Below are 24,159 nucleotides of genomic sequence, written 5' to 3' on the forward strand. Positions count from 1 at the left end.
CTCCCCTGATCGTTTGCTGCGGTCACGGGAGGGGACCGCGAGTGGCGCCCGACGGGTTGAGCGGCCCCACGACGGTTGAGCCGTTTTCAGCCGTTCGCCGGATCGGTGAGCGACGAACGGCCCAACGGCGGCCGGTCCCGCCACAGCTGGAGCCCGATGTCGACGAGCTCGACCCGGTCGAGCGCGGTCACGGCGTCCAGCGGATGCCAGGCCGCGAGGTCGGTCGACCCCCCGGTCTCGTTGCGCAGCTCACCGCCGACGACCCGTGCCTCGTACAGGATCCGCAGCCCCTGGAAGTCCCCGGGCCCGCCCAGCCGGCGCAGCCACGAGCGCCGGATGGAGTCGATGCCGAGCAGCGCGACGGGCTCGGCGCGGTACCCGGTCTCCTCCTCGACCTCCCGTACGACGGTCTCGACCGGCTCCTCGCCGTGATCCATCCCGCCGCCGGGCAGCGTCCACCGCTTCGCCCCGTCCCTTGCGACCCAGCGGGCGAGCAGTATGCGCTCGTCCCGGACACATACGGCGTAGGCCGCCACCCGCAACTCGGTCTTCATGGACCGAGGTTAGGCCGTGGTCTCAGCCCTGTCCGGAACTCGTGGGCGGCCCAGGACCGCAGGCAGCAGCAGGCCGGACAACCTCTCACGTACACTTCAAGGGTTAGACCTCCGGTCCGAGAGAGAGGCCGCCCGCCATGACCGTCGCGACCGCCGTCGACCCCCGGCCGCTCATCGGCGAGCCCGTCTCGCTCGACCTGCTCAACACCCGGTGGCGGGCGGACGGCGAGCTCCAGGACCTGCTCACCGACACCGGAGGACTCGCCGTCTGGCTCGCCTCCACCGGGCTCGACGACCGGTTCGCCGCCGACCCGGCGACCCTGCGGCACACCCTCACCGCCCGCGACGCGCTCGCCGCGCTCGTCGACGCGCCCGGCGACCCGGCGGGCGCCGCCCGGGTGGACGCGGTGCTCGGGCACGGGCGGATCCGGGCCACCCTCACCCCTGCGGGCCCCGGCGAGGTGTCCGAGTTCGCCGACCTGGCCTGGGGGCCCGGCTGGAGCGCCGCGCGGGACCATCTGGACCTGCTGCGCACCGCCCCCGACCGGATCAGGGCCTGCGCCCACGAGGCGTGCCTCCTGCATTTCTTCGACACCTCGCGCAACGGCACCCGCCGCTGGTGCTCGATGGCCCTGTGCGGCAACCGCGCCAAGGCGTCCCGGCACTACGCCCGTACCAGGGAACGCTGACCTCCACCGCTTCGCACAGCCCCCGTCGCCGCCCATCGCGGGCCGTCGCGGGGCCGTCACCGTGCGCTCCGACGCTCTCAAGGAGAGATACGGATTGGACACGGCAGGCCCCTAACCTCGCATGATGGAGCACAGGCAGCACCCGCACACACTCTCGGAGGAGTCCACGTGAAGGTCGGAATCGTCGGAGCCACCGGTCAGGTCGGCACAGTCATGCGGAAGATCCTGGCCGAGCGGAACTTCCCGGTGGACGAGCTGCGGCTGTTCGCCTCCGCCCGCTCCGCGGGCACCGTGCTCGACGACGTCACCGTCGAGGACGCGTCGACCGCCGACTACACCGGGCTCGACATCGTGCTGTTCTCGGCCGGTGGCACCACCTCCAAGGCGCTCGCCGAGAAGGTCGCCTCGCAGGGCGCCGTCGTGATCGACAACTCCTCCGCCTGGCGCCGTGACCCCGAGGTCCCGCTCGTGGTGTCCGAGGTCAACCCGCACGCGATCAAGGACCGCCCCAAGGGCATCATCGCCAACCCGAACTGCACCACCATGGCCGCCATGCCGGTGCTGAAGCCGCTCCACCAGGAGGCCGGGCTCACCGCGCTCATCGCCACCACCTACCAGGCCGTCTCCGGTTCGGGCGTCGCGGGCGTCGCCGAGCTGCGCACCCAGGCGTGCGCGGTGGCCGAGAAGGCCGACCAGCTGGCGTTCGACGGCGACGCCGTCGAGTTCCCCGAGCCCGGCGTCTACAAGCGCCCGATCGCCTTCAACGTCGTCCCGCTCGCCGGTTCGATCGTCGACGACGGCACCTTCGAGACCGACGAGGAGCAGAAGCTCCGCAACGAGTCCCGCAAGATCCTGGAGATCCCGGAGCTCAAGGTGTCCGGCACCTGCGTCCGCGTCCCGGTCTTCTCCGGCCACTCGCTGCAGGTCAACGCCCGCTTCGACCGCCCGATCAGCGTCGAGCGCGCCTACGAGCTGCTGAAGGACGCCGAGGGCGTCGAGCTGTCCGAGATCCCGACCCCGCTGCAGGCGGCCGGCAAGGACGCCTCGTACGTGGGCCGGATCCGGGTCGACGAGACCGTCGAGAACGGCCTCGCGCTGTTCCTCTCCAACGACAACCTGCGCAAGGGCGCGGCCCTGAACGCCGTGCAGATCGCGGAGCTGGTCGCGGCCGAGCTGGCCGGGCAGCGGGGCTGACACCCGTCCCGTACGCGCCGAGGGCGGCCTTCCGTTTCCGGGAGGCCGCCCTTTCGCTTGTTCGCCCTGGGAAATGTGCCGTGCGCCGCCGACACGCCCCGTGGAAGGATGGCCCAAACGTCACGAAACCGAGGAGTTGACCGGGTGCCTGGTACGAACCTGACCCGTGAAGAGGCACAGCGGCGGGCGAAGCTGCTGTCCGTGGACGCGTACGAGGTCGAACTGGACCTCACCGGTGCGCAGGAGGGCGGCACCTACCGGTCCGTCACCACCGTCCGCTTCGATTCCGCCGAGGCCGGGGCCGGGACCTTCATCGATCTCGTCGCCCCCGCCGTGCACGAGGCGGTGCTCAACGGGCACGCCCTCGACGTGGCCGCCGTGTTCCGGGACTCCCGGATCGCGCTGCCGCACCTCAAGGAGGGCCAGAACGAACTGAAGGTCGTCGCGGACTGCGCCTACACCAACACGGGCGAGGGCCTGCACCGCTTCGTCGACCCGGTCGACGGGCAGGCGTACCTCTACACCCAGTTCGAGGTGCCGGACGCCCGCCGCGTCTTCGCCTCCTTCGAGCAGCCCGACCTGAAGGCCACCTTCCAGTTCACCGTGAAGGCGCCCGAGGGCTGGAGCGTGATCTCCAACTCGCCGACCCCGGAGCCCAAGGACGGCGTCTGGGCGTTCGAGCCGACGCCGCGGATCTCCTCGTACATCACCGCCCTGATCGTCGGCCCGTACCACGCGGTGCACTCGACGTACGAGGGCAAGGACGGCCAGGTCGTCCCGCTCGGCATCTACTGCCGCCCGTCGCTCGCGGAGCACCTCGACGCGGAGCACATCTTCGACGTGACCCGGCAGGGCTTCGGCTGGTTCCAGGAGAAGTTCGCGTACGACTACCCGTTCGCGAAGTACGACCAGCTCTTCGTGCCGGAGTTCAACGCGGGCGCGATGGAGAACGCGGGCGCGGTGACCATCCGTGACCAGTACGTCTTCCGCTCCAAGGTCACCGACGCCGCCTACGAGCGGCGCGCCGAGACCATCCTGCACGAGCTCGCCCACATGTGGTTCGGCGACCTCGTCACCATGGAGTGGTGGAACGACCTGTGGCTGAACGAGTCGTTCGCCACCTTCACCTCGGTCGCCTGCCAGGCGTCCGTCGAGGGCACCCGCTGGCCCAACGCCTGGACGACCTTCGCCAACGCGGAGAAGACCTGGGCCTACCGCCAGGACCAGCTGCCGTCGACCCACCCGATCATGGCCGAGATCAACGATCTCGAGGACGTGCTCGTCAACTTCGACGGCATCACCTACGCCAAGGGCGCCTCGGTCCTGAAGCAGCTCGTCGCCTACGTCGGCCAGGACGAGTTCTTCAACGGCGTGCAGGCGTACTTCAAGCGCCACGCGTTCGGCAACACCCGCCTCGCCGACCTGCTCGGCGCCCTGGAGGAGACCTCCGGGCGCGACCTGAAGGCATGGTCGAAGGCGTGGCTGGAGACCGCGGGCATCAACATCCTGCGGCCCGAGATCGAGACCGACGAGAACGGCTCGATCACCGCCTTCACCGTCCGCCAGGAGGCCCCGGCGCTCCCGGCCGGCGCCAAGGGCGAGGCCGTGCTGCGTCCGCACCGGATCGCGATCGGCTTCTACGACCTCGACGCGGACGGCAAGCTGGTCCGCGGCGAGCGCCTGGAGCTGGACATCGAGGCCGCCGGGCGCACCGAGGTGCCGCAGCTGGTGGGCAAGCAGCGCCCGGCCGTGGTGCTCCTGAACGACGACGACCTGTCGTACGCGAAGGTCCGCCTGGACGAGGTGTCGCTGCGGAACGTGACCGCGCACCTCGGTGACTTCGCCGAGTCGCTGCCGCGCGCGCTGTGCTGGGCCTCGGCCTGGGACATGACCCGCGACGGCGAGCTGGCCACCCGCGACTACCTGGACCTGGTGCTCTCCGGCATCACCAAGGAGTCCGACATCGGCGTGGTGCAGTCGCTGCAGGGCCAGGTCAAGGCCGCCCTGGAGCTGTACGCGGCGCCGGAGTGGCGTGCCGAGGGCCAGGCCCGCTGGGGCGCGTTCGCGCAGGCCCAGCTGCGGGCGGCGGCGCCGGGCGGCGACCACCAGCTGGCGTGGGCGCGGGCGTTCTCGGCGACCGCGCGCGAGGCGGCCGAGCTCGATGTGCTGGCCGCGCTCCTGGACGGCTCCGAGGTGATCGACGGTCTGGCCGTCGACGCCGAGCTGCGCTGGGCGTTCGTGCAGCGCCTCGCGGCGACCGGCCGGTTCGACGAGCCGGAGATCGCGGCGGAGCTGACCCGGGACGCGACGGCGGCGGGCGAGCGGCACGCGGCCACGGCCCGCGCCGCGCGGCCGACCGAGGCCGCGAAGGCCGAGGCGTGGGCGACGGTCGTCGAGGGCGACACGCTGGCGAACGCCGTGCAGGAGGCCGTGATCGTGGGCTTCGTGCAGGCCGACCAGCGTGAGCTGATCGCGCCGTACACCGAGCGCTACTTCGCGGCGATCAAGGGTGTCTCGGAGACCCGCAGCCACGAGATCGTGCAGCAGATCGTGGTGGGCCTCTACCCGACCCTCCAGGTCTCGCAGGCCACCCTGGACGCCACCGACGCGTGGCTCACGGCGGCCGACCCGTCCCCGGCGCTGCGCCGCATGGTGACGGAGTCCCGCGCGGGCGTCGAGCGCGCCCTGAAGGCGCGGGCGGCGGACGCGGCCGCGGCCGTCTGACCTGCTGAATGGTGAGGGGCCCCGGACGGTTCGCCGTCCGGGGCCCTTCGCGCTGCCGCGGGGGCGGCGGGTCGGCGGGTCAGCGGGTCAGCCGAGGTGGGTGAGCCACTGCCAGCCGCCGGTGCCGACGGTCGCCGGGGCGCCGAGGCCGGTCGCGGTGCCCGGCAGCAGCTCCAGGTTCTCGGCGGTGCCGACGGTACGGGTGGTCCACAGGTCCGGCAGGCCGTCCCCGGTCACATCGCCCGCCGCGACGGCCAGGCGCCGGTCGGCGACGTTCCAGGGGCCGCCGGTGAGCGCGGCGGGCGCGGCGGCGAGCTGGGCGGCGCCCTGGCTCAGGTACGGCCGGATCTCGCCGGTGCTCCGGTCGCGGGCCCAGACGTCGGCCTTGCCGTCGCCGTCGACGTCGCCGGGCAGGATCACGTCGTACCCGGCCCATTCGGGTCCGCCGATCCTGACGGCGGCCTTCGCGGCGAAGGTGGGGCGGCCGTCGACGGCCGGGCCGCCGCGGTGCAGCCACAGGCCGGTGGTGCTGCGGGCCAGGACGTCGGGCAGCTTGTCGCCGTCGACGTCCCCGGCGGCCAGCGGGAGGGCGCCGCCGTTCGACCAGCCGGTGGGGCGGCCGCCCATCGGGAGCCGGGCGCCGAGCTCGCCGCCGCCGGTGTTCGGGTAGACCCACAGGTCGTCGCCGATCCGGGCGATGACGTCCTCGCGGCCGTCGCCGGTCCAGTCGCCGCGGTGGCTGACGGCGGCGCCGGTCACGCCGGTGCCGATCCGGCGCATCGCGCCGAGGGATCCGCCGCCGGTGCCCGGGTAGAGCCGGAGGTCGCCGTCGTCCTTCACGGCGAGGAGGTCGGGGCGGCCGTCACCGGTGAGGTCGCCGGGCGTGAGCACGGGCTGGGCGGCGGCGCGCAGCAGCTTGTGGTCGGAGAGCGGGGCGGCCGGGGCGGGCTCGGGTTCGAGGGCGTCGGCGCGGACCGTGCCCGCGCGGAAGTCACGGGCGGTGAGGAAGACATGGTCGAACTTCTTGCCGGAGGCGACGGTGGGCTCGCCCGAGTGGCAGGCGGTGGCGCCGCCGTCCGCGCATTCCTGGGTGAAGAAGTCGGCGTCGTTCTCGTCGGCCTCGACGAACGGGCCGGTGCCGGGCAGGCCCCGGCGGACCGGGTCGAGCATGGGGTCGTACACCGGTTCCGTACCGGCGTTGAAGTCGCCGCCGAGGATCACCGGGAGTCCGGCCGCCCAGGTGTCCGCGTGGGCCAGGGCCTCGGCGGAGCCGTTGTCGGGGGTGATCTTCCGGTCGAGGTGGACGTTGCAGATCAGCGTGGTCCGGCCGTCGACCGGGCCGCGGGCGCAGAGCATCGGGCGCGGCTCGGGGCCCGGGGTGGTCAGGTTGGCCGTGTAGCGGTCGACCGCGGACGCCTTGACGAAGACGCCGAGGCCGAAGCCGTTGTCGGTGCCGCCCCAGTGGGCGCAGCCGCCGGTCTTCGTGGCGAAGCCCCAGACGGCGGTGTACCCGGCGTCGGCCAGGGCGGTGCGCAGCGAGGTCCACTGGGTGTAGCAGAGTTCCTGGAGCATCAGGGCGTCCGCGTCCCAGGCGAGGGTCTGTTCCTTGACCTTGGCGGTCCAGGCCGGCAGGTCGAGGGCGCTCTGACAGGTGGAGGCGCCGCAGACGTTGTACGAGATGACGCGGACCGGCGGCGCGGAGGCGGGTTCGACCACGTCCTCGGCGGCGGCCGGCCCCGCGGTCGTGAGGACCGCGGAGGCCAGCAGGAGGAGGGTGGCGAGCGCCCTCGGGAAAAGTCTCTGGAAAAGTCTCACGGGACGAGAGACTAATCATCCTTTTCGTGCACCTGTCAGAAGGCCCGTGGGTGGCCGGCCCGCACGTCAGCCGGCCACCCACGTCAGTCGGCCGGTCAGTCGGTCAGTCGGTCAGTCGGGCGTAGCGGGCGCGGAGTTCGGCGGCGCCGTCGTCGGTGAGGTTGCCGTGCAGGCGCATCCGGGCGACGCCGCCGTCCGGGAAGGCGTCGAGCCGGACGTGGGTGACGATCGCGGTGGCGGGGAGCCGGAAGCGGTGCAGGGTGTCGGGCTGGAGGCGGGTGCGGGGGATGATCTCGAACCACTCGCCCGTCTCGCCGTTGCGGCCCTGGAGGGCGATCCAGCCCGCCGAGTTGCCCTTGAGGTAGGCGGTGTCGATCTCGACCGCGCGGACCGCGCCCTGGGCGGCGAGCCGGAAGCGCACCCAGTCGTTGGTGCCGCGCACCCGGCGGCGGCGGTTCTCCCAGCCGTCGTCCATCTTGCGGGAGGTGCCGGGCAGGATGATCTGGGTGGGCGAGGAGTAGAAGCGGTCGGAGGCGTCCTCGTACACGCCGCCGTTCACGACGGCGACGAGGTCGAGGCCGCCGAGCACGTCGAGCCACTCGGGGTCGGGGACGACCTCGCCGTGCACCCGGAGCCGGGCGACGCCGCCGTCGGGGTGCTGGCAGAGCCGTACGTGGGTGTAGCGGCGCTCGGCGTCGACGGGGAAGCCGTTGGCGGCGTGGCCGCGCACCGGGGTGGGCGGGACCAGCTCCTCCCACTTCGCTTCGAGGAGTTCGGCCGGGCTGGGGGTGCCCTCGACGGCGGTGGCCTGGACGCTGACGCGCTGCGGGTAGTTGCCGCGGAAGTGGGCGGTGTCGACGACGATGCCGCGGATCACGCCGGGCGCGCCGAGCCGGACGATGGCCCAGTCGTGGTCCTCGGGGGCCGGGAAGGGGTGCTCGGCGTCGGCGCCGCGGCGGCGGCGGGTCTCCCAGCCGTCCATGATCTTGCCCTTGTGGCCGAAGTGCTCGGGGTCGAACACGGCCGCCTCGCGCACCAGCAGGTTCTCCCGCTCGGCGAAGAACTCGTCGTTGGCGGCGACCACTCCGGCGCCGAGGCGGCGGTCTGCGAGGTCGACGAGCTCGGTGAAGGGGAAGTCGCCGGAGCGGTAGTCGGCGTACGGGTCGCCGCCGGAGTAGGGGGCGGCGTCGTTGGCGTGCGGGTCGAGGTCTTCGGCGGCGGTGGCGGTGTCGTGGTCGAGGCTCATGGGATCGACTGTGCCGCCGCCACGACCCCAGGTCCATCGAATGTTTTCGACAGGTCTGTTCAGCTGACCTGAATGGTCCGGCGGGATACGGGGGGCCGTCTCAGACCGTCTCGCGTCGCAGCGCCGCCTGGCGCAGCGCGCCGAGGACCCGGGCGACGGCCGGGCCCTCCTCCGCCCCGCGCCGTACCGCCGCGACCACATGACGGCGCGGCTGGTCGGCGGTGAGCACCCGCATGGCGACGCCGGGGCGGCGTTCGGCGGCGGCCATCCGGGGCACCAGGGCGACGCCCATGCCGGCCTCGACCATGGCGAGGATGGCGGTCCAGCCGGCCGCGCTGTGCGCCTGTTCGGGCACGAACCCGGCAGCCTCGCAGGCGGCGGTGGTGATCTCGGACCAGGGCCCGGAGCCGCCGAAGATCCATGCCTCGGCGGACAGGTCGGCGAGCCGCAGGCCCGGCGCGTCGGCGAGCGGGTGCCCGGCGGGCAGGGCGACGTCGAGCGGGTCGGCGAGCAGCGGGACCCGGCTGAACTTGGGGTCGCGGGCGGTCGGCGCGTGGGCGGCGAGCGAGAGGGCGAGCTCGACCTCGCCCGCGCCGAGGAGTTCGTACGCCTCCGCCGCCTCGGCCTCGCGGACCCGGACGTCGAGCCCGGGGTGGGCCGGGCGCAGCGCCTGGACGGCGGGGACGACGAGCGCGGGCACGGCGGTGGAGAACGCGGCGACCCGCACCCGCCCCGCCTCGCCGCGCAGATGGGCGTCGAGCTCCGCCTCGGCCCGCTCCAGCTGCGCGAACACCGCCTCGGCGTGCCGCAGCACCAGATGGGCTGCGTCGGTGAGCCGGACCCGCCGTCCGTGCGCCTCGAGGAGCTGCACGCCGAGCTGTCTGGCCAGGTTGGAGAGCTGCTGGGAGACGGCCGAGGGGGTCATGAGCAGCGCCTCCGCGGTCGCGGTGACGGTGCCGCGGTCGCGCAGGGTGCGGAGGATCTGGAGCTTCTTGATGTCCCACTCGGTCATGGGCCGCAATCTACTGAAGGCGCCCGGACGGGGGCGCTCAGCGGGGTGCGCGGGGGGCACGCGCGGCGGAGGCGAGGGCGACGCCGCCGAGGATGAGGGCCATGCAGACGCCGCCGAGGACGTCGACGCGCTCGCCGAGCAGGGCGTACGAGAGCAGGGCGACGCAGACGGGCTGGAGGTAGTAGACGACTCCGGCGCGGGCGGCGCCGATCAGCGAGATCGCCTTGTTCCAGGCGAAGAAGGCGACGGCGGAGGAGCAGACGCCGACGTAGAGCAGCGGTCCGACGGTGCCGGGCGTCGCCGGGAAGCCGCCCTGGAGGGTGAGCGAGACGGCGTAGGCGGGGGCCAGCATCAGGGTGCCGAGCAGGAAGGTGGTGAACAGGAAGGCGAGTTGGCCGAGCTCGGCGGGCCTGCGCCGGAGCAGCGCGCTGTACGAGGCGAAGGACAGGGCCGCCGCGAACATCCACAGGTCGCCGGGGGCGAGGTCGAGGGCGAGCGAGCCCTTGCCGACCAGGAGCAGCACCCCGCAGACCGCGATCAGCATGCCAAGGAGTCGCCGGGCGCCGAGCCGTTCGCCGCCGAGCCGGGCGTAGACCGCCATCAGGACGGGCGAGGCGGCCATGATCATGCCCATGTTGGCGGCGGAGGTGGTCAGTCCGGCCTGGTGGACCAGGGTGTTGTAGAGGGTGACGCCGAACAGCGAAGCGAGGGCGAGATGGCCGAGGTGGCGGCGGATCAGCGCCCGCTGGCGCCAGAACGGGCGGGCGGCGAGCGGCGCGACGGCGAGCAGGGCGATGACCCAGCGCCAGAACACGGCCTGGACGGGCGGGATCGAGTCGGCCATGTCGCGGGTGGCGACGAAGCTGCCGGACCAGACGACGGTGGCGAGCAGGGCCAGGAGCACACCGAGGCCGGTGCCTCGGGCGAGCGGACTCGCGGGCACCGGCCGTCCGGTGGTGGGCTGTTCGGTTCTCTCGGGAGCGTCGGGAGGGGTGGGGGCGGTGGGGTGGCGGGCGGTGGTGGGGGTCATGCGGCCTACCGTCGCACCGCCCGACCGTCCAGGTCCATCGAAACTTCCTGATCGTTCTTTTCAGCAGAGCTGAACGATCCGCTCACCGGGGCGGCGGTCGCGACCACCTTCGTCTCCTTCGCCCGCTTCGGCACCGGGTTCAGCTGGCCGAACAGGGTCGCCCCGAACGCCACCGTCATGCCGATCAGCTGCACCGGGCCGAGCGCCTGGCCGAGCGCGGCCCAGCCGATGACGGCGGCGGTGATCGGCGAGAGCGGGCCGAGCAGGGTGACCGAGGAGGCGCTCAGCCGCTCGATGCCGCGGAACCAGAGGAAGTAGGAGATCGCGGTGTTGCCGAAGGCCAGGTAGGCGTAGCCCGCGAGGTGGGTGCCGGTGAGCGCGGGCGGCGCGCCTTCGACCAGGAGGGCGACGGGCAGCAGGATCAGACCGCCGGAGGCCAGCTGCCAGCCGGTGAGGGCGAGGGCGCCGACGCCCTCGGGGCGGCCCCAGCGCTTGGTGAGGACGGTGCCCGCGGACATCGAGAGCGAGGAGAGCAGTCCGGCGACCACGCCGACGGTGTCGAACGCGGCGCCCGCCTTGAGCACCACGAGGCTGACGCCGAAGGCGGCGGCGATCGCGGTGAGCATGCTCCGTACGGTCGGCTTGTCCCCCAGCAGGAGGGCGGCGAGGCCGACGACGAAGAGCGGGCCGACCGAGCCGACGACGGCGGCGACGCCGCCGGGCAGCCGGTAGGCGGCCAGGAAGAGCAGCGGGAAGAAGGCCCCGATGTTGAGCGCGCCGAGCACCGCGGCCTTCCACCACCAGGCCCCGCTGGGCAGCTTGCGGGTCAGCGCGAGGAGCACGAGGCCGGCCGGCAGGGCCCGCATCAGACCGGTGAAGAGCGGCCGGTCGGGCGGCAGGAACTCGGTCGTGACGAAGTAGGTGGAGCCCCAGGAGATCGGGGCGAGGGCGGTCAGGGCGATGGTGGCGGCCTTGCGGGACATGGCGGGACTCCCCCTGCGGACGACGGGCGGCGGACGGCGGCCGGACGACCGTGGACCGGCCGCCGGACTTGCTTGGCGGTAATTAACTTAGCACTAAGCTACTTACTTGCAAGTGGCTTTCTTGAAAGTCACTCACCGAAGAGGGAGACTGGGGGCATGGAGAATCACGACGCGGTCGACGCCATCACGGACCAGTGGGCCACGGTCAGACCCGATCTGGACACCCTGCCGATGGCCGTCTTCGGGCGGATCTACCGGCTGGCCAACGCGATGCGCGGCAAGGTGGACAAGGCGTACGCGCCGTTCGGCGGGATGTCGCTCGGGGAGTTCGACGTGCTCGCGACGCTGCGGCGGTCCGGGGAGCCGTACACCCTCTCACCGCGCGAGCTGACCGCCACGCTGATGATCACGACCGGCGGGATGACCGGGCGGCTCGACAAGCTGGAGCGCGGCGGGCTGATCACCCGCAGCCCCGATCCGAACGACCGGCGCGGACTGCGGGTCACGCTCACCGACGAGGGCCGGGAGCTGGTCGACCGGGCCGTCGGTGCCGGGCTCGCCCAGCAGCACGCGGCCGTCGAGGCGGCGCTCACCCCCGAGGAGGCCGAGCAGCTGGCCGTTCTGCTGCGGAAGCTGCTCGCCAGCTCGGTCTGAGCGTCCGAGCGTCCGAGCGTCCGAGCGGAGGTCACCCGCGCGGGGCCCGGGCGCCCGGGCCCCGGGTCAGGACATGCGAAGGCGCCGCGCGGTACGGATGACCGAGCGGCGCCCTCGTCAGGTACGAGGAGGGGTTCAGACCTTCTTGGACTTGTCGAGGACCATCACCAGACCGGCGATGACCAGGAACAGCACCAGCGGGGCTGCCACGAACAGACCGAGGGTCTCGATGACCTCCAGCTTGGGGGCCGGGTCGTCACCGTCGTCGCGGGTCAGCGCGAGCGCGGGGGACGACATGAGCAGCATCATCAGCGTCGTACCGGCCGCGACGGCGCCGGCGCGCAGGGCGTTCTTCTTGTCCACGGTGCAAAAGTAGCGAACACCCGAACGGGCCGCGCGCCCGGGGGTGCCGTACGGGCTCATCCGCCCCCGTCGCCGCCCGCCGGGTCACGTTGGTCCAGCCGCTCCGCCAGCCCCTCCGTCAGCCCCTCCGTCAGCCGCTCCGCGAGGGTCCGCAGCAGGTCGTGGGCGCGGGGCGAGGCGGTGATCCGCTCCAGCGGCAGCGGCACCCCGTCCGGGTCGGCCATCGGCAGCCGCCAGTTGGGGTACTCGTCCCAGGTGCCCGGCAGGTTCTGCGGCCGCCGGTCCCCCACCGCGTCCGGCAGCCACACCCCGACGAGCCGGGCCGGGGTGGCCGTCAGGAACCGGTGCACGGCCCGGACCTCGGCCGTCTCCTCGCCAGGACCCTCCGGCAGCAGCCCGAGCCGCTGGAACAGGCCGAGCCACTCACCGGTCTCGGCGGCGTCCGCCGCCCGCTCGCGCGCCAGCTCGCCGCCGAGCAGCCCGAGCCGGTGGCGCAGCGTCACATGGGCGCCGGACAGCCGGGCCGCGGTGGACGGCAGGTCATGGGTGGTGGCGGTGGCCACGCAGTCGGCCCGCCACCGGCCCGGGTCCAGCGGCCGCCCGCCGCCCGCCCAGTCCCGCTCGAACCACAGCACCGAGGTGCCGAGCACCCCGCGCCGGGCCAGCGCCTCCCGCACCCCCGGCTCGACCGTGCCCAGGTCCTCGCCGATCACGGCGGCGCCCGCCCGGTGCGCCTCCAGGACGAGCACCGCGAGCATCGCCTCGGCGTCGTGCCGCACATAGGTGCCCTGGGTCGGCTCGGCGCCCTCCGGCACCCACCACAGCCGGAACAGGCCCATCACATGGTCGATCCGCAGCGCGCCCGCGTGCCGCAGGAGTTCGCGCAGCAGACCCCGGTACGGGGCGTAGCCCGCGGCGGCCAGCGCGTCCGGGCGCCAGGGCGGCAGACCCCAGTCCTGGCCCCGGGCGTTGAAGGCGTCCGGCGGGGCGCCGACCGAGAACCCGGCGGCGAAGACGTCCTGCTGCGCCCAGGCGTCGGAGCCGTCCGGGTGGACGCCCACCGCCAGGTCGTGGACGATCCCGACCGCCATGCCGGCCCGCCGGGCGGTGGCGGCCGCCTCGGCGAGCTGGCGGTCGGTCAGCCAGGCGAGCCTGCAGTGGAAGTCGACCCGGGCGGCGAGCTGCGCGTCCGCCCTGACCGCCTCCGCCGCCCCGTCCGGGGTGCGAAGGGCGGCGGGCCAGCGGCGCCAGTGGTGGCCGTGCCGCTCGGCGAGCGCCTGGTAGGTGGCGTGGTCCTCCAGGGCCCGGCCGCGCTCGGCCAGGAAGTCGCGGTAGTCGGCCCGGCGGCCCGGGCCGAGCTCGACGCCGTGCACGAGCTCCAGGGCCCGCCGCTTGACCTCCCACACCGCGTCCCGGTCGATCAGGGCGCCCTTGCCGAGGACCTGTTCGCGCAGTTCGGCGGCGTCGGCGAGGACCCGCTCCACGGCCTCGGCGGCCTCCGCGCGGTCCTGGCCGACGTACGCCCACTCGGGCACGTCCTCGATCCGCAGATGGACCGGGTCGGGGAAGCGGCGCGAGGAGGGGCGGTACGGGGACGGGTCGGACGGCGCTCCGGGCACGCCCGCGTGCAACGGGTTGACCTGCACGAATCCGGCGCCGTGGGTGCGGCCCGCCCAGTCGGCGAGCTCCCGCAGGTCGCCGAGGTCGCCCATGCCCCAGGAGCGGGCGGAGAGCAGCGAGTAGAGCTGGACGAGGAGTCCGAAGCCACGGCCCCCGGGGACCGGCACCCGCTCGGGGGCGACGATCAGGGTGCTGGTGGTGCGGCGGCCGTCGGGCGCGGCGGCGGTGAGCCGGTGCACGCCGAGCGGCACCGCACCCGGACCGTCCGGGGCCTCCGGGCCGCCCTGGTCGTACAGGTCCCGCCGGTCCTGGAGCGGGACGGTCCGGCCGGTCTCGGTGACGACGGTGAGCCGGGTCCCGGCGGGCAACGCCCACGCGTCGGCCTCCGCCGGAGCCTCCGACCGCGCAGGCCGCTCCGCCGCGCGCCACACCACCACCGTCGGCGGCAACAGCCGTTCCGCCGTGGCCCGGTCCGCCGCCGCCAGGGATTCGGCGGCCGCCTCCGGGGTGGCCGCCGCGACGCCCAGGGCGCGCAGCGCCGCCACCACGGTGGTCTCGGGCACCGTGACCGTGACGCCTTCGGACGGTGCGTACTCGGTGGCGACGCCGTGCAGGGCGGCGAGACGGGCCAGGGTCACGTCACACTCCGGGGGACTCCGAACCGCCCGCGGTGGCACGGGCAGTGGGTTCGCTGGTGAGGGGCGCCGCGTCGATGAGCGGCGGTTCGCTGGTCAGGGGTGCGGTGTCGGCAAGGGGCGGCTCGCTGGTGAGCGGCGCGGTGCCCTGCCGAGGGATCCGTATCCGTGCTCGGAGCTGGTCGGTCGCGGCCACGGGAACTCCCGGTTCGGTCTCGTCAGATAAGACGACAGCAGTGGGACAGCAGGTAGGACAACGGGTGGAGCCTTACCCACGGATTCCCGTTTTACCGGCGGATTTTGGCGAAACGGTGCCACCCCGCCGAAAGCTCGACGGGCAAACCGGGCAGTTCGCCCTCGCGCGTTGACACCCCGTCGGCCCGGGTGGTGGGCTCGTGATGCGATCGTGACCTACGAGAGAAGAGGGGGCCTCGTGCACCCCGGACGCAGCAAGCGGACGGCGACGGCGGTGGCCGCCGCCGTGCTCGGCGGACTCCTCGGCGGCGCCGCGCCGGGCCCCGCGCAGGCCGCCCCGGCCGCGCCGCCCGCCCCCGCCACCGGCCCCACCGCCACCGGACCGACCGGCCCCACCGGACCCACCGGCCCCTTCGGTCCCGACCGGACGGCCGACGAGGTGCCGCCGGTCTGGCCCCGCCCCCAGTCGCTGACCGCGACCGGCGGCCCCGCCGTGCCGCTCGGCACCGAGGTCACGCTGCTCGCCGCGCCCGGCGCCGATCCGTACGCCGTCGCCGCCCTGCGCGGGGTCCTCGCGGCGGCCGGGGTGCGCACCGTGCACGAGCGGGCGTCCGGCGGCGGGCCGCTGGTCCTGGTCGGCGGCGGTACGGAAGCGGAAGCCGCGCTGCGCGCCCTGAAGGTGCCGGAGCGGGGCGATCTGCCGTCCGGCGGCTACCGGCTGGCGACCGGCCGGGCGGCCGGCCGGGACACCGTGGTGCTCGACGGCGTCGGCCCGGACGGTCTCTTCCACGCGGTGCAGACACTTCGTCAACTCGCGGGGGTCGACGGACGCGAACCGATCGGGTCGTCCGAACGGGAGGCGCGCGCAGCCGGACCCCGTGGCGGCGTCCTGCTGCCCGCCGTGGTGGTCCGGGACTGGCCGACGACCCCGGTGCGCGGTCTGACCGAGGGGTTCTACGGGGAGCCGTGGTCGCCCGCCGACCGGCTCGCGCAGATCGAGTTCATGGGCCGCACCAAGCAGAACCGCTATCTGTACGCGCCCGGTGACGACCCGTACCGCAGGGCGCTGTGGCGCGAGCCGTACCCGGCGGCCGAGCGGGCCGCGTTCCGGGAGCTGGCCGCCCGGGCCGCCGCGAACCATGTGACGCTCGCCTGGGCGGTCGCGCCCGGCCAGGGCATGTGTCTGTCGTCGGACCGCGATGTGGCGGCGCTGAACCGCAAGCTGGACGCGATGTGGGCGCTCGGGGTGCGGGCGTTCCAGCTGCAGTTCCAGGACGTCAGTTACAGCGAATGGCCGTGCGACGACGACGCCGACGCCTTCGGGCGGGGGCCGCGGGCGGCGGCCGGGGCGCACGCGCGCGTGGCGAACGCGGTCGCCGTGCACCTGGCGGAGCGTCATCCGGGCGCGGCGCCGCTGTCCGTGCTGCCGACCGAGTACTTCCAGGACGGCGCCACCGACTACCGCACCGCGCTCGCCGGTGAGCTCCACGCGCGCGTGGAGGTGGCCTGGACGGGGGTCGGGGCGGTGCCGAAGGCCATCACCGGGCGGGATCTGGCGGGGGCCAGGGCGGCGCTGCGGCATCCGCTGGTCACCATGGACAGCTATCCGGTCAACGACTACGCGCAGGACCGGCTGTTCCTCGGTCCCGCGACCGGCCGGGAACCGGCGGTGGCGGCGGGTTCGGCGGGTTTCCTCGCCACCGCGATGGAGCAGGCGGCGCCGTCCCGGGTGCCGCTGTTCACCACCGCCGACTACGCCTGGAACCCGAAGGCGTATGTGCCGGAGGCGTCCTGGCGGGCGGCCGTGGCCGAGGTCGCGGGGCCCGATCCGGCGGCCCGCGAGGCGCTCGCGGCGCTCGCCGGGAACGGCGCCTCCTCGCTGCTCGCGCCGGACGGCGAGTCGGCGTATCTGCGCCCGCTGACGGCCGCGTTCTGGGCGGGCAGGTCCGGCCCGGCCGCCGCAGGTCCGGCCGCGCGGGAGCGGGCTGCGCGCGAGCTGCGGGCCGCGTTCACGGTGATGCGAGAGGCCCCGGAGCGGCTGCGAGGGGTCGCGGACGGCGCGCTCGGCGCCGAGGCGGGGCCGTGGCTGGACCGGCTTTCCCGGTACGGGGCGGCGGGCGAGAGCGCGGTGGACATGCTGGCCGCGCAGGCGCGCGGCGACGGCGGCGGGGCCTGGCGGGCCGAGCTGGACCTGGAGCGGCGCCGGGCGGCGCTGCGGTCCGGCGAGAGCGGGGCCGGGGGCGGAGGCGGCAGGGGCGGGGTGACGGTCGGCCAGGGAGTCCTGGACGCCTTCCTGGACCGGGCGGTGGCGGAGTCGGCGGCCTGGACGGGCGCGGACCGTGCGCCGGGCCGGACGGCGGGCGGGACGCCGGACGGGACATCGGGTGCGGGTCCTGCCGTACCGCCGCGGGCGGAGGAGTCGGCGGACGCGTACACGGTGCGGCTGGACCGGCCGCGGCCGGTGGAGACGGTGACGGTGATGACGGACCCGGCGCCCGGCGGTGCCGAAGGGACCACCGGGGTCCTTGAGGCGCATGTGCCGGGCGAGGGCTGGCGGCGGATCGGCGCGCCGGCCGGGTCCGGGTGGACCCAGGCGGATCTGAAGGGGCTGCGCGCGGACGCGGTGCGGATCGTGTGGCGCGGGGACGGGCCGCGGCCCCGGGTGCGGTCGCTGGTGCCGTGGTTCGCGGACGAGCCGCGCGCCGCGCTCGGTCTGGCCCGCCCGGAGACCGACGCGGAGATCGGCGGCCCGGCGCTGCGGGCGGACGTGACGCTGACCGGGCGGCGCGCGGCCGAGGTGCGCGGGCCGCTGACCGTACGGGCGCCGAAGGGGGTGACCGTGCGGGTGCCGCCGGGGGCCGCGAAGGAGGCGGTGGTGCCGCGCGGCACCCGGACCACGGTGCCGCTCGACGTGTCGGTGGCGCCGGACGCGGCGCCCGGCGCGTATCCGGTGACGGTGGCGTTCGCGGGCGCCGAGCGGGTGCTCACGGTGCGGGCCTTCCCGCGGACCGGCGGCCCCGATCTGGCCCGTACCGCCACCGCCTCGTCGTCCGGCGACGAGACGCCCGACTTCCCGGCGGCGTTCGCGGTCGACGGCGATCCGGCGACCCGCTGGTCCTCGCCGGTCCAGGACGGCGCCTGGTGGCAGCTGGAGCTGGCCGAACCGGCCCGGATAGGGCGGGTGGTGCTGCACTGGCAGGACGCCTACGCGGCCCGCTACCGGATCCAGGTGTCGGCGGACGGGCGGCGGTGGCGGACGGCCGCCACCGTGCGGGACGGGCGGGGCGGCCGGGAGTCGGTGCGGATGGACGCGGCCGGGACCCGGTTCGTCCGGATGCAGGGCGACGCGCGGGCGACCGAGTACGGCTATTCGCTGTGGTCGGTGGAGACGTACGCGGTGGTCCAGGAGCCGACAGGGCCGCCGGAGCCCGGTGGCGCGCGCGAGAAGGAGCCGGACGGCACCGCGTCCGGCTCCCGGTGATCCGACGGCCCGTGCGCGGCGGCCCGCCGTGCGGGGACCACACGCGAAAGGCCCGGCTCAACCCGTCGTCACGGCCTCCACTGGGGAGGCGGTGGCGACGGAGTCGATCCGGGCCAGGACGTCGTCCGCGCCGTACGGCTGGAGGTACGGCAGCCATTGTGGGTCCCGATGGCCGGTGCCGATGATCCGCCAGGCGAGGCCGGTCGGTGGGGCGGGTTGATGGCGCAGCCGCCAGCCCAGCTCCCGCAGATGCCGGTCGGCTTTGACGTGGTTGCAGCGGCGGCAGGCCGCCACGACGTTCTCCCAGGCGTGCGTCCCCCCGCGGCTGCGCGGAATGACGTGGTCGACGCTGGTTGCGACGCCACCGCAGTACACGCAGCGTCCGCCGTCGCGGGCGAACAGGGCTCTGCGGGTCAAGGGAACGGGCCCCCGGTAGGGGACCCGCACGAACCGTTTGAGCCGCACCACACTGGGCGCGGCGACGACACGGCTCTCACTGTGCAGGAAGGCGCCGGACTCCTCGAGGCAGAGTGCCTTCTTCTCCAGGACGAGGACGAGCGCGCGGCGGAGCGGTACGACGCCGAGCGGCTCGTACGACGCGTTGAGGACCAGGACATGCGGCACGTATGCCTCCTATGACGCCGGCGGCGCGTGGCTCGCGCCGGGACGAAACTGCTCCCAGTCTCTCCTCCCGCCCGCCGCGCGCGCCACTACGTGGAGGTAACGGGCCTGAGGTGTTCTCGACCACATCGGCGCCGGTACGGGAGTCTTCCCCGGCCGCGGGCCGTCTCTCCCGGTGTGCGTCCGGAGTCGCGGAATCCGGGCCACCGCCCGTCCCCCGTTAGTGTGGACGGATCGCGAACACCTGCCTGGAGGTTCCCCCGTGTTCTGGTCAGCCCCGCCGACCACCGACGATCCGACGTCCGTTCCGGTGACCCTGGACGAGGCCGCGGAGAAGGCGACGAACGCCGCGGGCTGGGTGGAGGAGAACTGGGCCACCTGGCTGAACACGGGTCTGAAGATCCTGCTCATCCTGGTGGTGGCCTTCACCCTGCGGATGCTGATCAGGAAGGCCCTGACCAAGCTGATAGACCGGATGAACCGGTCGGCGCAGGCGGTCGAGGGCACCGCGCTCGGCGGTCTGCTGGTCAACGCGGAGCGGCGGCGGCAGCGCTCGGAGGCGATCGGCTCGGTGCTGCGCTCGGTGGCGTCGTTCCTGATCCTGGGCACGGCCGGGCTGATGGTGCTCGGCGCCTTCAAGATCGACCTGGCGCCGCTGCTCGCGTCGGCCGGTGTGGCGGGTGTGGCGATCGGTTTCGGCGCGCGGAACCTGGTGACGGACTTCCTCTCCGGTGTCTTCATGATCCTGGAGGACCAGTACGGCGTGGGTGACTCGATCGACGCGGGGGTGGCCTCCGGCGAGGTGGTCGAGGTGGGCCTGCGGGTGACGAAGCTGCGCGGGGTCGACGGCGAGATCTGGTACGTCCGCAACGGCGAGATCAAGCGGATCGGCAACCTCAGCCAGGGCTGGGCCACGGCGGCGGTGGACGTGACGGTGCGGCCGTCGGAGGACCTGGACCGGGTCCGCGAGGTGATCACCGAGGCGACCGAGGAGATGTCGAAGGACGAGCCGTGGAACGAGCGGCTGTGGGGTCCGGTGGAGGTGCTCGGCCTGACCGAGGTGCTGCTCGACTCGATGACGGTGCGGGTCTCGGCGAAGACGATGCCGGGCAAGAAGCTGGGCGTGGAGCGCGAGGTCCGCTGGCGGATCAAGCGGGCCCTGGACGCGGCGGGCATCCGGATCGTCGGCGGCATCCCGCCGCAGCTGGAGGACGCCCCGGCGCCCGATCCCAGCGCGGGCGTGGCGGCCCCGTCGGCGTTCGCCTCCCCGGCCTCCCCGCAGTCGGCGGCGGCGACGCCGCTGCCGAGGACGGATCTGACCAAGTAACGGCCCGGGCTCCGCAGGCCCAGGGCCTCGCAGGCCCAAGGCTCCGCAGGCCCAAGGCTCCGCAGGGGGGCGCACCGCCGGTGACGGCGGGGCGCCCCCTGTGTGCTGCGCGCGCCCGCTCGTACGGCGTCGCTCTCGTCACACCTCTGGACAGGCTGTGGCTGGAATGCGTCACAGTGTGGCGTGTGACGCTTCTTGGAGATCCGGGGAGCCCAGGGTATTGACGCCCCGCTGACCGCCGCCTTACCGTCCTCCCAACCCAATAGGAAACTTTCCTAACAGTGCAGTGAGGCACGCAGCCGCAGGGCAGTCAGGCAGGTGGAACGTCATGGCCGGTACGACTCCGGGGACCCCCGGGACTCCCGGCACCCCGCGGGTGCTGCGGGCCATGAACGACCGGGCCGCGCTCGGGCTGCTGCTCGAACACGGGCCGCTGTCGCGGACCCGGATCGGGAAGCTGACCGGGCTGTCCAAGCCGACCGCCTCGCAGCTGCTCGCGCGGCTCGAATCGGCCGGGCTCGTCGTCGCCACCGGGACCACCGAGGGGCGGCCGGGGCCGAACGCGCAGCTGTACGGGGTCAACCCGCGGGCCGCGCACGCCGCCGGGCTCGACGTGACCCCCGAGCTCATCCGCGCCGCCGTCGCCGACATCACCGGCGCCGTGGTCGGCGAGTTCGAGCTGGAGACCGCCGGGCGCGCCGACGAGGGCGTCGTCCAGCAGGTCGTGGACGCGCTCGACGGCGCCGTCAGGGCCGCCGGGCTCGCCCTCGGGGACGTCCGCAGGCTGGTCATCGGCACCCCCGGCGCCTTCGACCCGGCCACCGGGCGGCTGCGCTACGCCTCCCACCTGCCCGGCTGGCACTCGCCCACGCTGCTCGACGAGCTGGCCGCCGCCCTCCCGATGCCGTTCGAGTACGAGAACGACGTCAACCTGGTCGCCATCGCCGAGCAGCGGCTCGGCGCCGCCCGCGACCACCAGAACTTCGTCCTGCTGTGGAACGAGACCGGCCTCGGCGCCGCCCTCGTCCTCGGCGGACGGCTGCACCGCGGCTTCACCGGCGGCGCCGGCGAGGTCGGCTTCCTCCCGGTGCCCGGCACCCCGCTGGTGCGCCAGGTCACCCGGGCCAACTCCGGCGGCTTCCAGGAGCTCGCCGGGGTGCAGACGGTGCCCAGGCTCGCCCTGGCCGCCGGGATCGACACCCCCGAGCAGCCGTACGAGGAGGTCGCCGCCCGGCTGCTCACCGAGGCCGCCGAGCGGCACGCGGCGGACCCGGCGTACGCCCGGCTGCTCGACGCCTACGCCGAGCGGCTCGCGACCGGTCTCGCCTCGCTCGTCGCGGTGCTCGACCCCGAACTCCTGGTGCTCTCCGGCTCGGCCATCACCGCCGGCGGCGAACCGCTGCGCGCCCGGATCCAGGAGCAGCTCGCCGATCTCGCCGCCTCCCGACCACGGCTCGTGCTCGCCGCGGTCGACGGGCACCCCGTGCTGCGCGGGGCACTCGAATCCGCCCTCGCCGCCACCCGCGACGAAGTCTTCGACACGTCCCGCTGACCCCCGGATCACCCCGCACCACGTACGCACCACCCCCGTACCCGTACCACCCGCGTACCCGTACCACCCGCGTACCTGTCCTCCCCCCGAAGCAGCTCCCCCGTCACCCACCCGTCCCAGGGAGATACCGCCATGCCCGCACGCCGTTCCGGAAGAATCGCCGCCGCGCTCGCCGCCTCCGCCTCCATAGCCCTGTTCGCCTCGGCGTGCACCGGCTCGCCGAGCGACAAGGCGGCCGACGACCCCAACGCGAAGACCACCATCACCTTCTGGCACGGCTGGTCGGCGCCCTCCGAGGTCAAGGCGATCCAGGACAACGTCGACCGGTTCGAGAAGGCTCACCCGAACATCACGGTGAAGGTCGTCGGCAACATCAACGACGACAAGCTCAACCAGGCGCTGCGCGCGGGCGGTTCCAACGGTCCGGACGTGGCCGCCTCCTTCACCACCTCCAACGTGGGCAAGTTCTGCTCCTCCGGCGCGCTGGCCGACCTGAAGCCGTTCCTGGACAAGGACAAGGTCGACCTGGACAAGACCTTCTCGAAGGTCCTCCAGGACTACACCCAGTTCGAGGGCAAGCGCTGTTCGCTGCCGCTGCTGTCGGACGCGTACGGGCTCTACTACAACAAGGACGCCTTCAAGGCGGCCGGCATCACCGCCCCGCCGAAGACCTGGTCGGAGTTCGCCACCGTCGCGAAGAAGCTGACCAAGACCAAGGGCGACAGCTTCGAGCAGCTCGGCTTCATGCCGAACTACCTCGGCTACGAGACCGTCCCGAGCCACTACATGTCGCAGTGGGACCACAAGTACTTCGACGAGCAGGGCAAGTCCAACATCGCCAAGGACCCGGGGTTCGCGGAGATGCTGACGTACCAGAAGTCGCTGGTCGACGGCCTGGGCGGGTTCGCCAAGCTCGACAAGTACCGCACCACCTTCGGTGACGAGTGGGGCGCCAAGCACCCGTTCCAGACCGGCCAGGTGGCCATGCAGCTGGACGGCGAGTGGCGGCTGAACTTCATCAAGGACGCCAAGGTCCCCTTCGAGGTGGGCGTGGCGCCGCTGCCGGTCGCGGACGACGAGGTCGCCGACTACGGCAAGGGCTACCTGTCCGGCACCATCATCGGCATCGCTCCGCAGAGCAAGAAGCAGAACGCGGCCTGGGAGCTGGCCAAGTACATGACCATGGACACCGAGGCCGTGGTGAACTTCGCCAACGCCATCGGCAACGTCCCCTCCACGCTCGACGCCCTGAAGTCGCCGAACCTGAAGTTCGACGAGCGCTTCAAGGTCTTCCTGGACATCGCCCAGCACCCCAAGTCCACCACCTCGGACGGCGCGGTGAACGGCTCGGCGTACCAGGACACCTTCCAGGACTTCGCCCAGAAGTACGAGAAGGGCCAGATCCCGGACCTGAAGAAGGGTCTCGAGGAGACCGCCGCCCAGATCGACCGCGACATCGCGCAGGCGAAGTAAGCGAACGGGACCGGTACCTCATGTCCTCCGACACCCTGGAAATCGAGGGGCGTCAGGCGGCGCTGCGGTCGAAGCGCGTACGGAGCGCGCTTCGCACCGCGGCGTTCATGTCGCCCTGGCTGATCGGTTTCGGCGTCTTCTTCGCGTACCCCCTGGTGTCCACCGTCTACTTCTCGCTGATGAAGTACGACGGCATCAACCCGCCCGAGTGGCGGGGCCTGGACAACTGGACGTACGTCCTCGCCGACATGCCGAAGTTCTGGCCCGCCATGCAGAACACCCTGTGGCTGGCCGTCGTGATGGTGACCTGCCGGGTCGTGTTCGGCCTCGGCATCGGCATGCTCATCACCAAGATCAAGACCGGTGCGGGCATCTTCCGCACCCTCTTCTACCTGCCCTACCTGGCCCCGCCGGTGGCCGCGACGCTGGCCTTCGTCTTCCTGCTCAACCCCGGCACCGGACCGGTCAACGCGTTCCTGGAGTTCGTCGGCATCCCCGCGCCCTCCTGGTTCAACGACGCCGCCTGGGCCAAGCCGGCCCTCACCGTCCTCGCCGTGTGGGGCGTCGGGGACCTGATGGTCATCTTCATGGCCGCGCTGCTCGACGTGCCGAAGGAGCAGTACGAGGCGGCCGAGCTGGACGGCGCGTCCGCCTGGCAGCGGTTCCGCTTCGTCACGCTGCCGAACATCTCGCCGATCATCCTGTTCGCGGTCGTCACCGGCATCATCGGCGCGATGCAGTACTACACCCAGCCGATCGTGGCCGCGAAGGTCGCGTCGGGGGTGATGGGCGGCTCGGGCCAGACCTTCGACCCCGGCTACCCGGACGACTCGACGCTCACCCTGCCGCAGCTCGTCTACAGCCTCGGCTTCGGCCGCTTCGACTACGGCGCCGCCTGCGTCGTGGCGCTCGTCCTGTTCGCCCTCTCCATGGCCTGCACCGCGCTGCTCATGCGCCGGCGCGGCGGCCTGATCGGCTCGGGTGACTGACC

At 73.5% G+C, this 24,159-nt stretch carries 19 protein-coding genes; 9 read left to right on the forward strand and 10 right to left on the reverse strand.

Going from position 1 to position 24,159, the window contains the following annotated elements; genetic code table 11:
* Window positions 1-86: 86 nt before the first annotated feature.
* Window positions 87-554, reverse strand: a complete 468-nt coding sequence (locus ACIPXM_RS29405) for an NUDIX hydrolase (protein WP_401661584.1) — start codon at window positions 552-554, stop codon at window positions 87-89.
* A gap of 137 nt (window positions 555-691) precedes the next feature.
* On the opposite strand from ACIPXM_RS29405, the gene ACIPXM_RS29410 reads away from it, so the two are divergent.
* The 3 genes from ACIPXM_RS29410 (at window position 692) to pepN (ending at window position 5,161) form a co-directional block, all read left to right on the forward strand.
* Window positions 692-1,243, forward strand: a complete 552-nt coding sequence (locus tag ACIPXM_RS29410) for a CGNR zinc finger domain-containing protein (protein WP_401661586.1) — start codon at window positions 692-694, stop codon at window positions 1,241-1,243.
* A 168-nt stretch (window positions 1,244-1,411) separates the two neighbouring features.
* A complete protein-coding gene (locus ACIPXM_RS29415; protein WP_401661589.1) occupies window positions 1,412-2,437 on the forward strand; it encodes an aspartate-semialdehyde dehydrogenase in 1,026 nt (341 codons plus the stop codon).
* A 144-nt stretch (window positions 2,438-2,581) separates the two neighbouring features.
* Window positions 2,582-5,161: an aminopeptidase N gene (gene pepN / locus ACIPXM_RS29420; RefSeq protein ID WP_401661592.1), complete on the forward strand. Its 2,580-nt coding sequence runs from the start codon at window positions 2,582-2,584 to the stop codon at window positions 5,159-5,161.
* Window positions 5,162-5,248: 87 nt separating this feature from the next.
* Here the strand turns inward: pepN and ACIPXM_RS29425 are convergent, their stop codons facing one another.
* From ACIPXM_RS29425 to ACIPXM_RS29445, 5 genes are all read right to left on the reverse strand, one after another.
* Window positions 5,249-6,976, reverse strand: a complete 1,728-nt coding sequence (locus ACIPXM_RS29425) for an FG-GAP-like repeat-containing protein (RefSeq protein ID WP_401661595.1) — start codon at window positions 6,974-6,976, stop codon at window positions 5,249-5,251.
* Window positions 6,977-7,079: 103 nt separating this feature from the next.
* Window positions 7,080-8,222: an allantoicase gene (alc, locus tag ACIPXM_RS29430; protein WP_401661597.1), complete on the reverse strand. Its 1,143-nt coding sequence runs from the start codon at window positions 8,220-8,222 to the stop codon at window positions 7,080-7,082.
* Between the two features lie 100 nt (window positions 8,223-8,322).
* On the reverse strand, window positions 8,323-9,234 hold the full coding sequence (locus tag ACIPXM_RS29435; protein WP_401661599.1) for a LysR family transcriptional regulator: 912 nt from the start codon (window positions 9,232-9,234) through the stop codon (window positions 8,323-8,325).
* Between the two features lie 37 nt (window positions 9,235-9,271).
* Complete coding sequence (locus ACIPXM_RS29440) at window positions 9,272-10,264, reverse strand: DMT family transporter (protein WP_401661602.1); 993 nt, start codon at window positions 10,262-10,264, stop codon at window positions 9,272-9,274.
* A gap of 5 nt (window positions 10,265-10,269) precedes the next feature.
* Window positions 10,270-11,247 carry an EamA family transporter gene (locus tag ACIPXM_RS29445; protein ID WP_401661605.1) on the reverse strand — a complete coding sequence of 326 codons (978 nt, stop codon included), beginning with the start codon at window positions 11,245-11,247 and terminating at the stop codon, window positions 10,270-10,272.
* 156 nt (window positions 11,248-11,403) lie between these two features.
* Here ACIPXM_RS29445 and ACIPXM_RS29450 point away from each other — a divergent pair, with 156 nt between their 5' ends.
* Window positions 11,404-11,901, forward strand: a complete 498-nt coding sequence (locus tag ACIPXM_RS29450) for a MarR family winged helix-turn-helix transcriptional regulator (RefSeq protein WP_401661608.1) — start codon at window positions 11,404-11,406, stop codon at window positions 11,899-11,901.
* A gap of 135 nt (window positions 11,902-12,036) precedes the next feature.
* On the opposite strand, the gene ACIPXM_RS29455 is transcribed toward ACIPXM_RS29450, so the two are convergent.
* The 3 genes from ACIPXM_RS29455 to ACIPXM_RS29465 are packed head-to-tail and all read right to left on the reverse strand — an operon-like array spanning window position 12,037 to window position 14,715.
* Window positions 12,037-12,264, reverse strand: a complete 228-nt coding sequence (locus ACIPXM_RS29455) for a hypothetical protein (RefSeq protein ID WP_401661611.1) — start codon at window positions 12,262-12,264, stop codon at window positions 12,037-12,039.
* 56 nt (window positions 12,265-12,320) lie between these two features.
* Window positions 12,321-14,522 carry a 4-alpha-glucanotransferase gene (malQ, locus tag ACIPXM_RS29460; RefSeq protein ID WP_401661613.1) on the reverse strand — a complete coding sequence of 734 codons (2,202 nt, stop codon included), beginning with the start codon at window positions 14,520-14,522 and terminating at the stop codon, window positions 12,321-12,323.
* Window position 14,523: 1 nt separating this feature from the next.
* Complete coding sequence (locus ACIPXM_RS29465) at window positions 14,524-14,715, reverse strand: hypothetical protein (protein ID WP_401661906.1); 192 nt, start codon at window positions 14,713-14,715, stop codon at window positions 14,524-14,526.
* 237 nt (window positions 14,716-14,952) lie between these two features.
* Here ACIPXM_RS29465 and ACIPXM_RS29470 point away from each other — a divergent pair, with 237 nt between their 5' ends.
* A complete protein-coding gene (locus ACIPXM_RS29470) occupies window positions 14,953-18,195 on the forward strand; it encodes a beta-N-acetylglucosaminidase domain-containing protein (RefSeq protein ID WP_401661616.1) in 3,243 nt (1,080 codons plus the stop codon).
* Window positions 18,196-18,252: 57 nt separating this feature from the next.
* Here ACIPXM_RS29470 and ACIPXM_RS29475 read toward each other — a convergent pair whose 3' ends face one another.
* Window positions 18,253-18,819: an HNH endonuclease gene (locus ACIPXM_RS29475; protein ID WP_401661619.1), complete on the reverse strand. Its 567-nt coding sequence runs from the start codon at window positions 18,817-18,819 to the stop codon at window positions 18,253-18,255.
* A gap of 259 nt (window positions 18,820-19,078) precedes the next feature.
* Between ACIPXM_RS29475 and ACIPXM_RS29480 the strand changes: the two genes are divergently transcribed.
* From ACIPXM_RS29480 to ACIPXM_RS29495, 4 genes are all read left to right on the forward strand, one after another.
* Window positions 19,079-20,143, forward strand: coding sequence for a mechanosensitive ion channel family protein (locus ACIPXM_RS29480; RefSeq protein WP_401661622.1), 1,065 nt, complete (start codon window positions 19,079-19,081; stop codon window positions 20,141-20,143).
* A gap of 328 nt (window positions 20,144-20,471) precedes the next feature.
* Window positions 20,472-21,695: an ROK family protein gene (locus ACIPXM_RS29485; protein WP_401661625.1), complete on the forward strand. Its 1,224-nt coding sequence runs from the start codon at window positions 20,472-20,474 to the stop codon at window positions 21,693-21,695.
* A gap of 132 nt (window positions 21,696-21,827) precedes the next feature.
* Entirely contained in the window at window positions 21,828-23,168 is a 1,341-nt protein-coding gene (locus ACIPXM_RS29490; RefSeq protein WP_401661628.1) for an ABC transporter substrate-binding protein, read from the forward strand.
* Between the two features lie 20 nt (window positions 23,169-23,188).
* Window positions 23,189-24,157: a carbohydrate ABC transporter permease gene (locus ACIPXM_RS29495; RefSeq protein WP_401661630.1), complete on the forward strand. Its 969-nt coding sequence runs from the start codon at window positions 23,189-23,191 to the stop codon at window positions 24,155-24,157.
* Window positions 24,158-24,159 lie beyond the last annotated feature (2 nt).

It is taken from the genome of Streptomyces sp. NPDC090025 (genome assembly GCF_044748125.1).
Classification (GTDB): domain Bacteria; phylum Actinomycetota; class Actinomycetes; order Streptomycetales; family Streptomycetaceae; genus Streptomyces.

Coding starts and splice junctions, on each gene's coding strand:
- ACIPXM_RS29405 (WP_401661584.1), bottom strand. CDS start 554: ATGAAGACCGAGTTGCGGGTGGCGGCCTACGCCGTATGTGTCCGGGAC.
- ACIPXM_RS29410 (WP_401661586.1), top strand. CDS start 692: ATGACCGTCGCGACCGCCGTCGACCCCCGGCCGCTCATCGGCGAGCCC.
- alc (WP_401661597.1), bottom strand. CDS start 8,222: ATGAGCCTCGACCACGACACCGCCACCGCCGCCGAAGACCTCGACCCG.
- ACIPXM_RS29435 (WP_401661599.1), bottom strand. CDS start 9,234: ATGACCGAGTGGGACATCAAGAAGCTCCAGATCCTCCGCACCCTGCGC.
- ACIPXM_RS29440 (WP_401661602.1), bottom strand. CDS start 10,264: ATGACCCCCACCACCGCCCGCCACCCCACCGCCCCCACCCCTCCCGAC.
- ACIPXM_RS29445 (WP_401661605.1), bottom strand. CDS start 11,247: ATGTCCCGCAAGGCCGCCACCATCGCCCTGACCGCCCTCGCCCCGATC.
- ACIPXM_RS29450 (WP_401661608.1), top strand. CDS start 11,404: ATGGAGAATCACGACGCGGTCGACGCCATCACGGACCAGTGGGCCACG.
- ACIPXM_RS29485 (WP_401661625.1), top strand. CDS start 20,472: ATGGCCGGTACGACTCCGGGGACCCCCGGGACTCCCGGCACCCCGCGG.
- ACIPXM_RS29490 (WP_401661628.1), top strand. CDS start 21,828: ATGCCCGCACGCCGTTCCGGAAGAATCGCCGCCGCGCTCGCCGCCTCC.
- ACIPXM_RS29495 (WP_401661630.1), top strand. CDS start 23,189: ATGTCCTCCGACACCCTGGAAATCGAGGGGCGTCAGGCGGCGCTGCGG.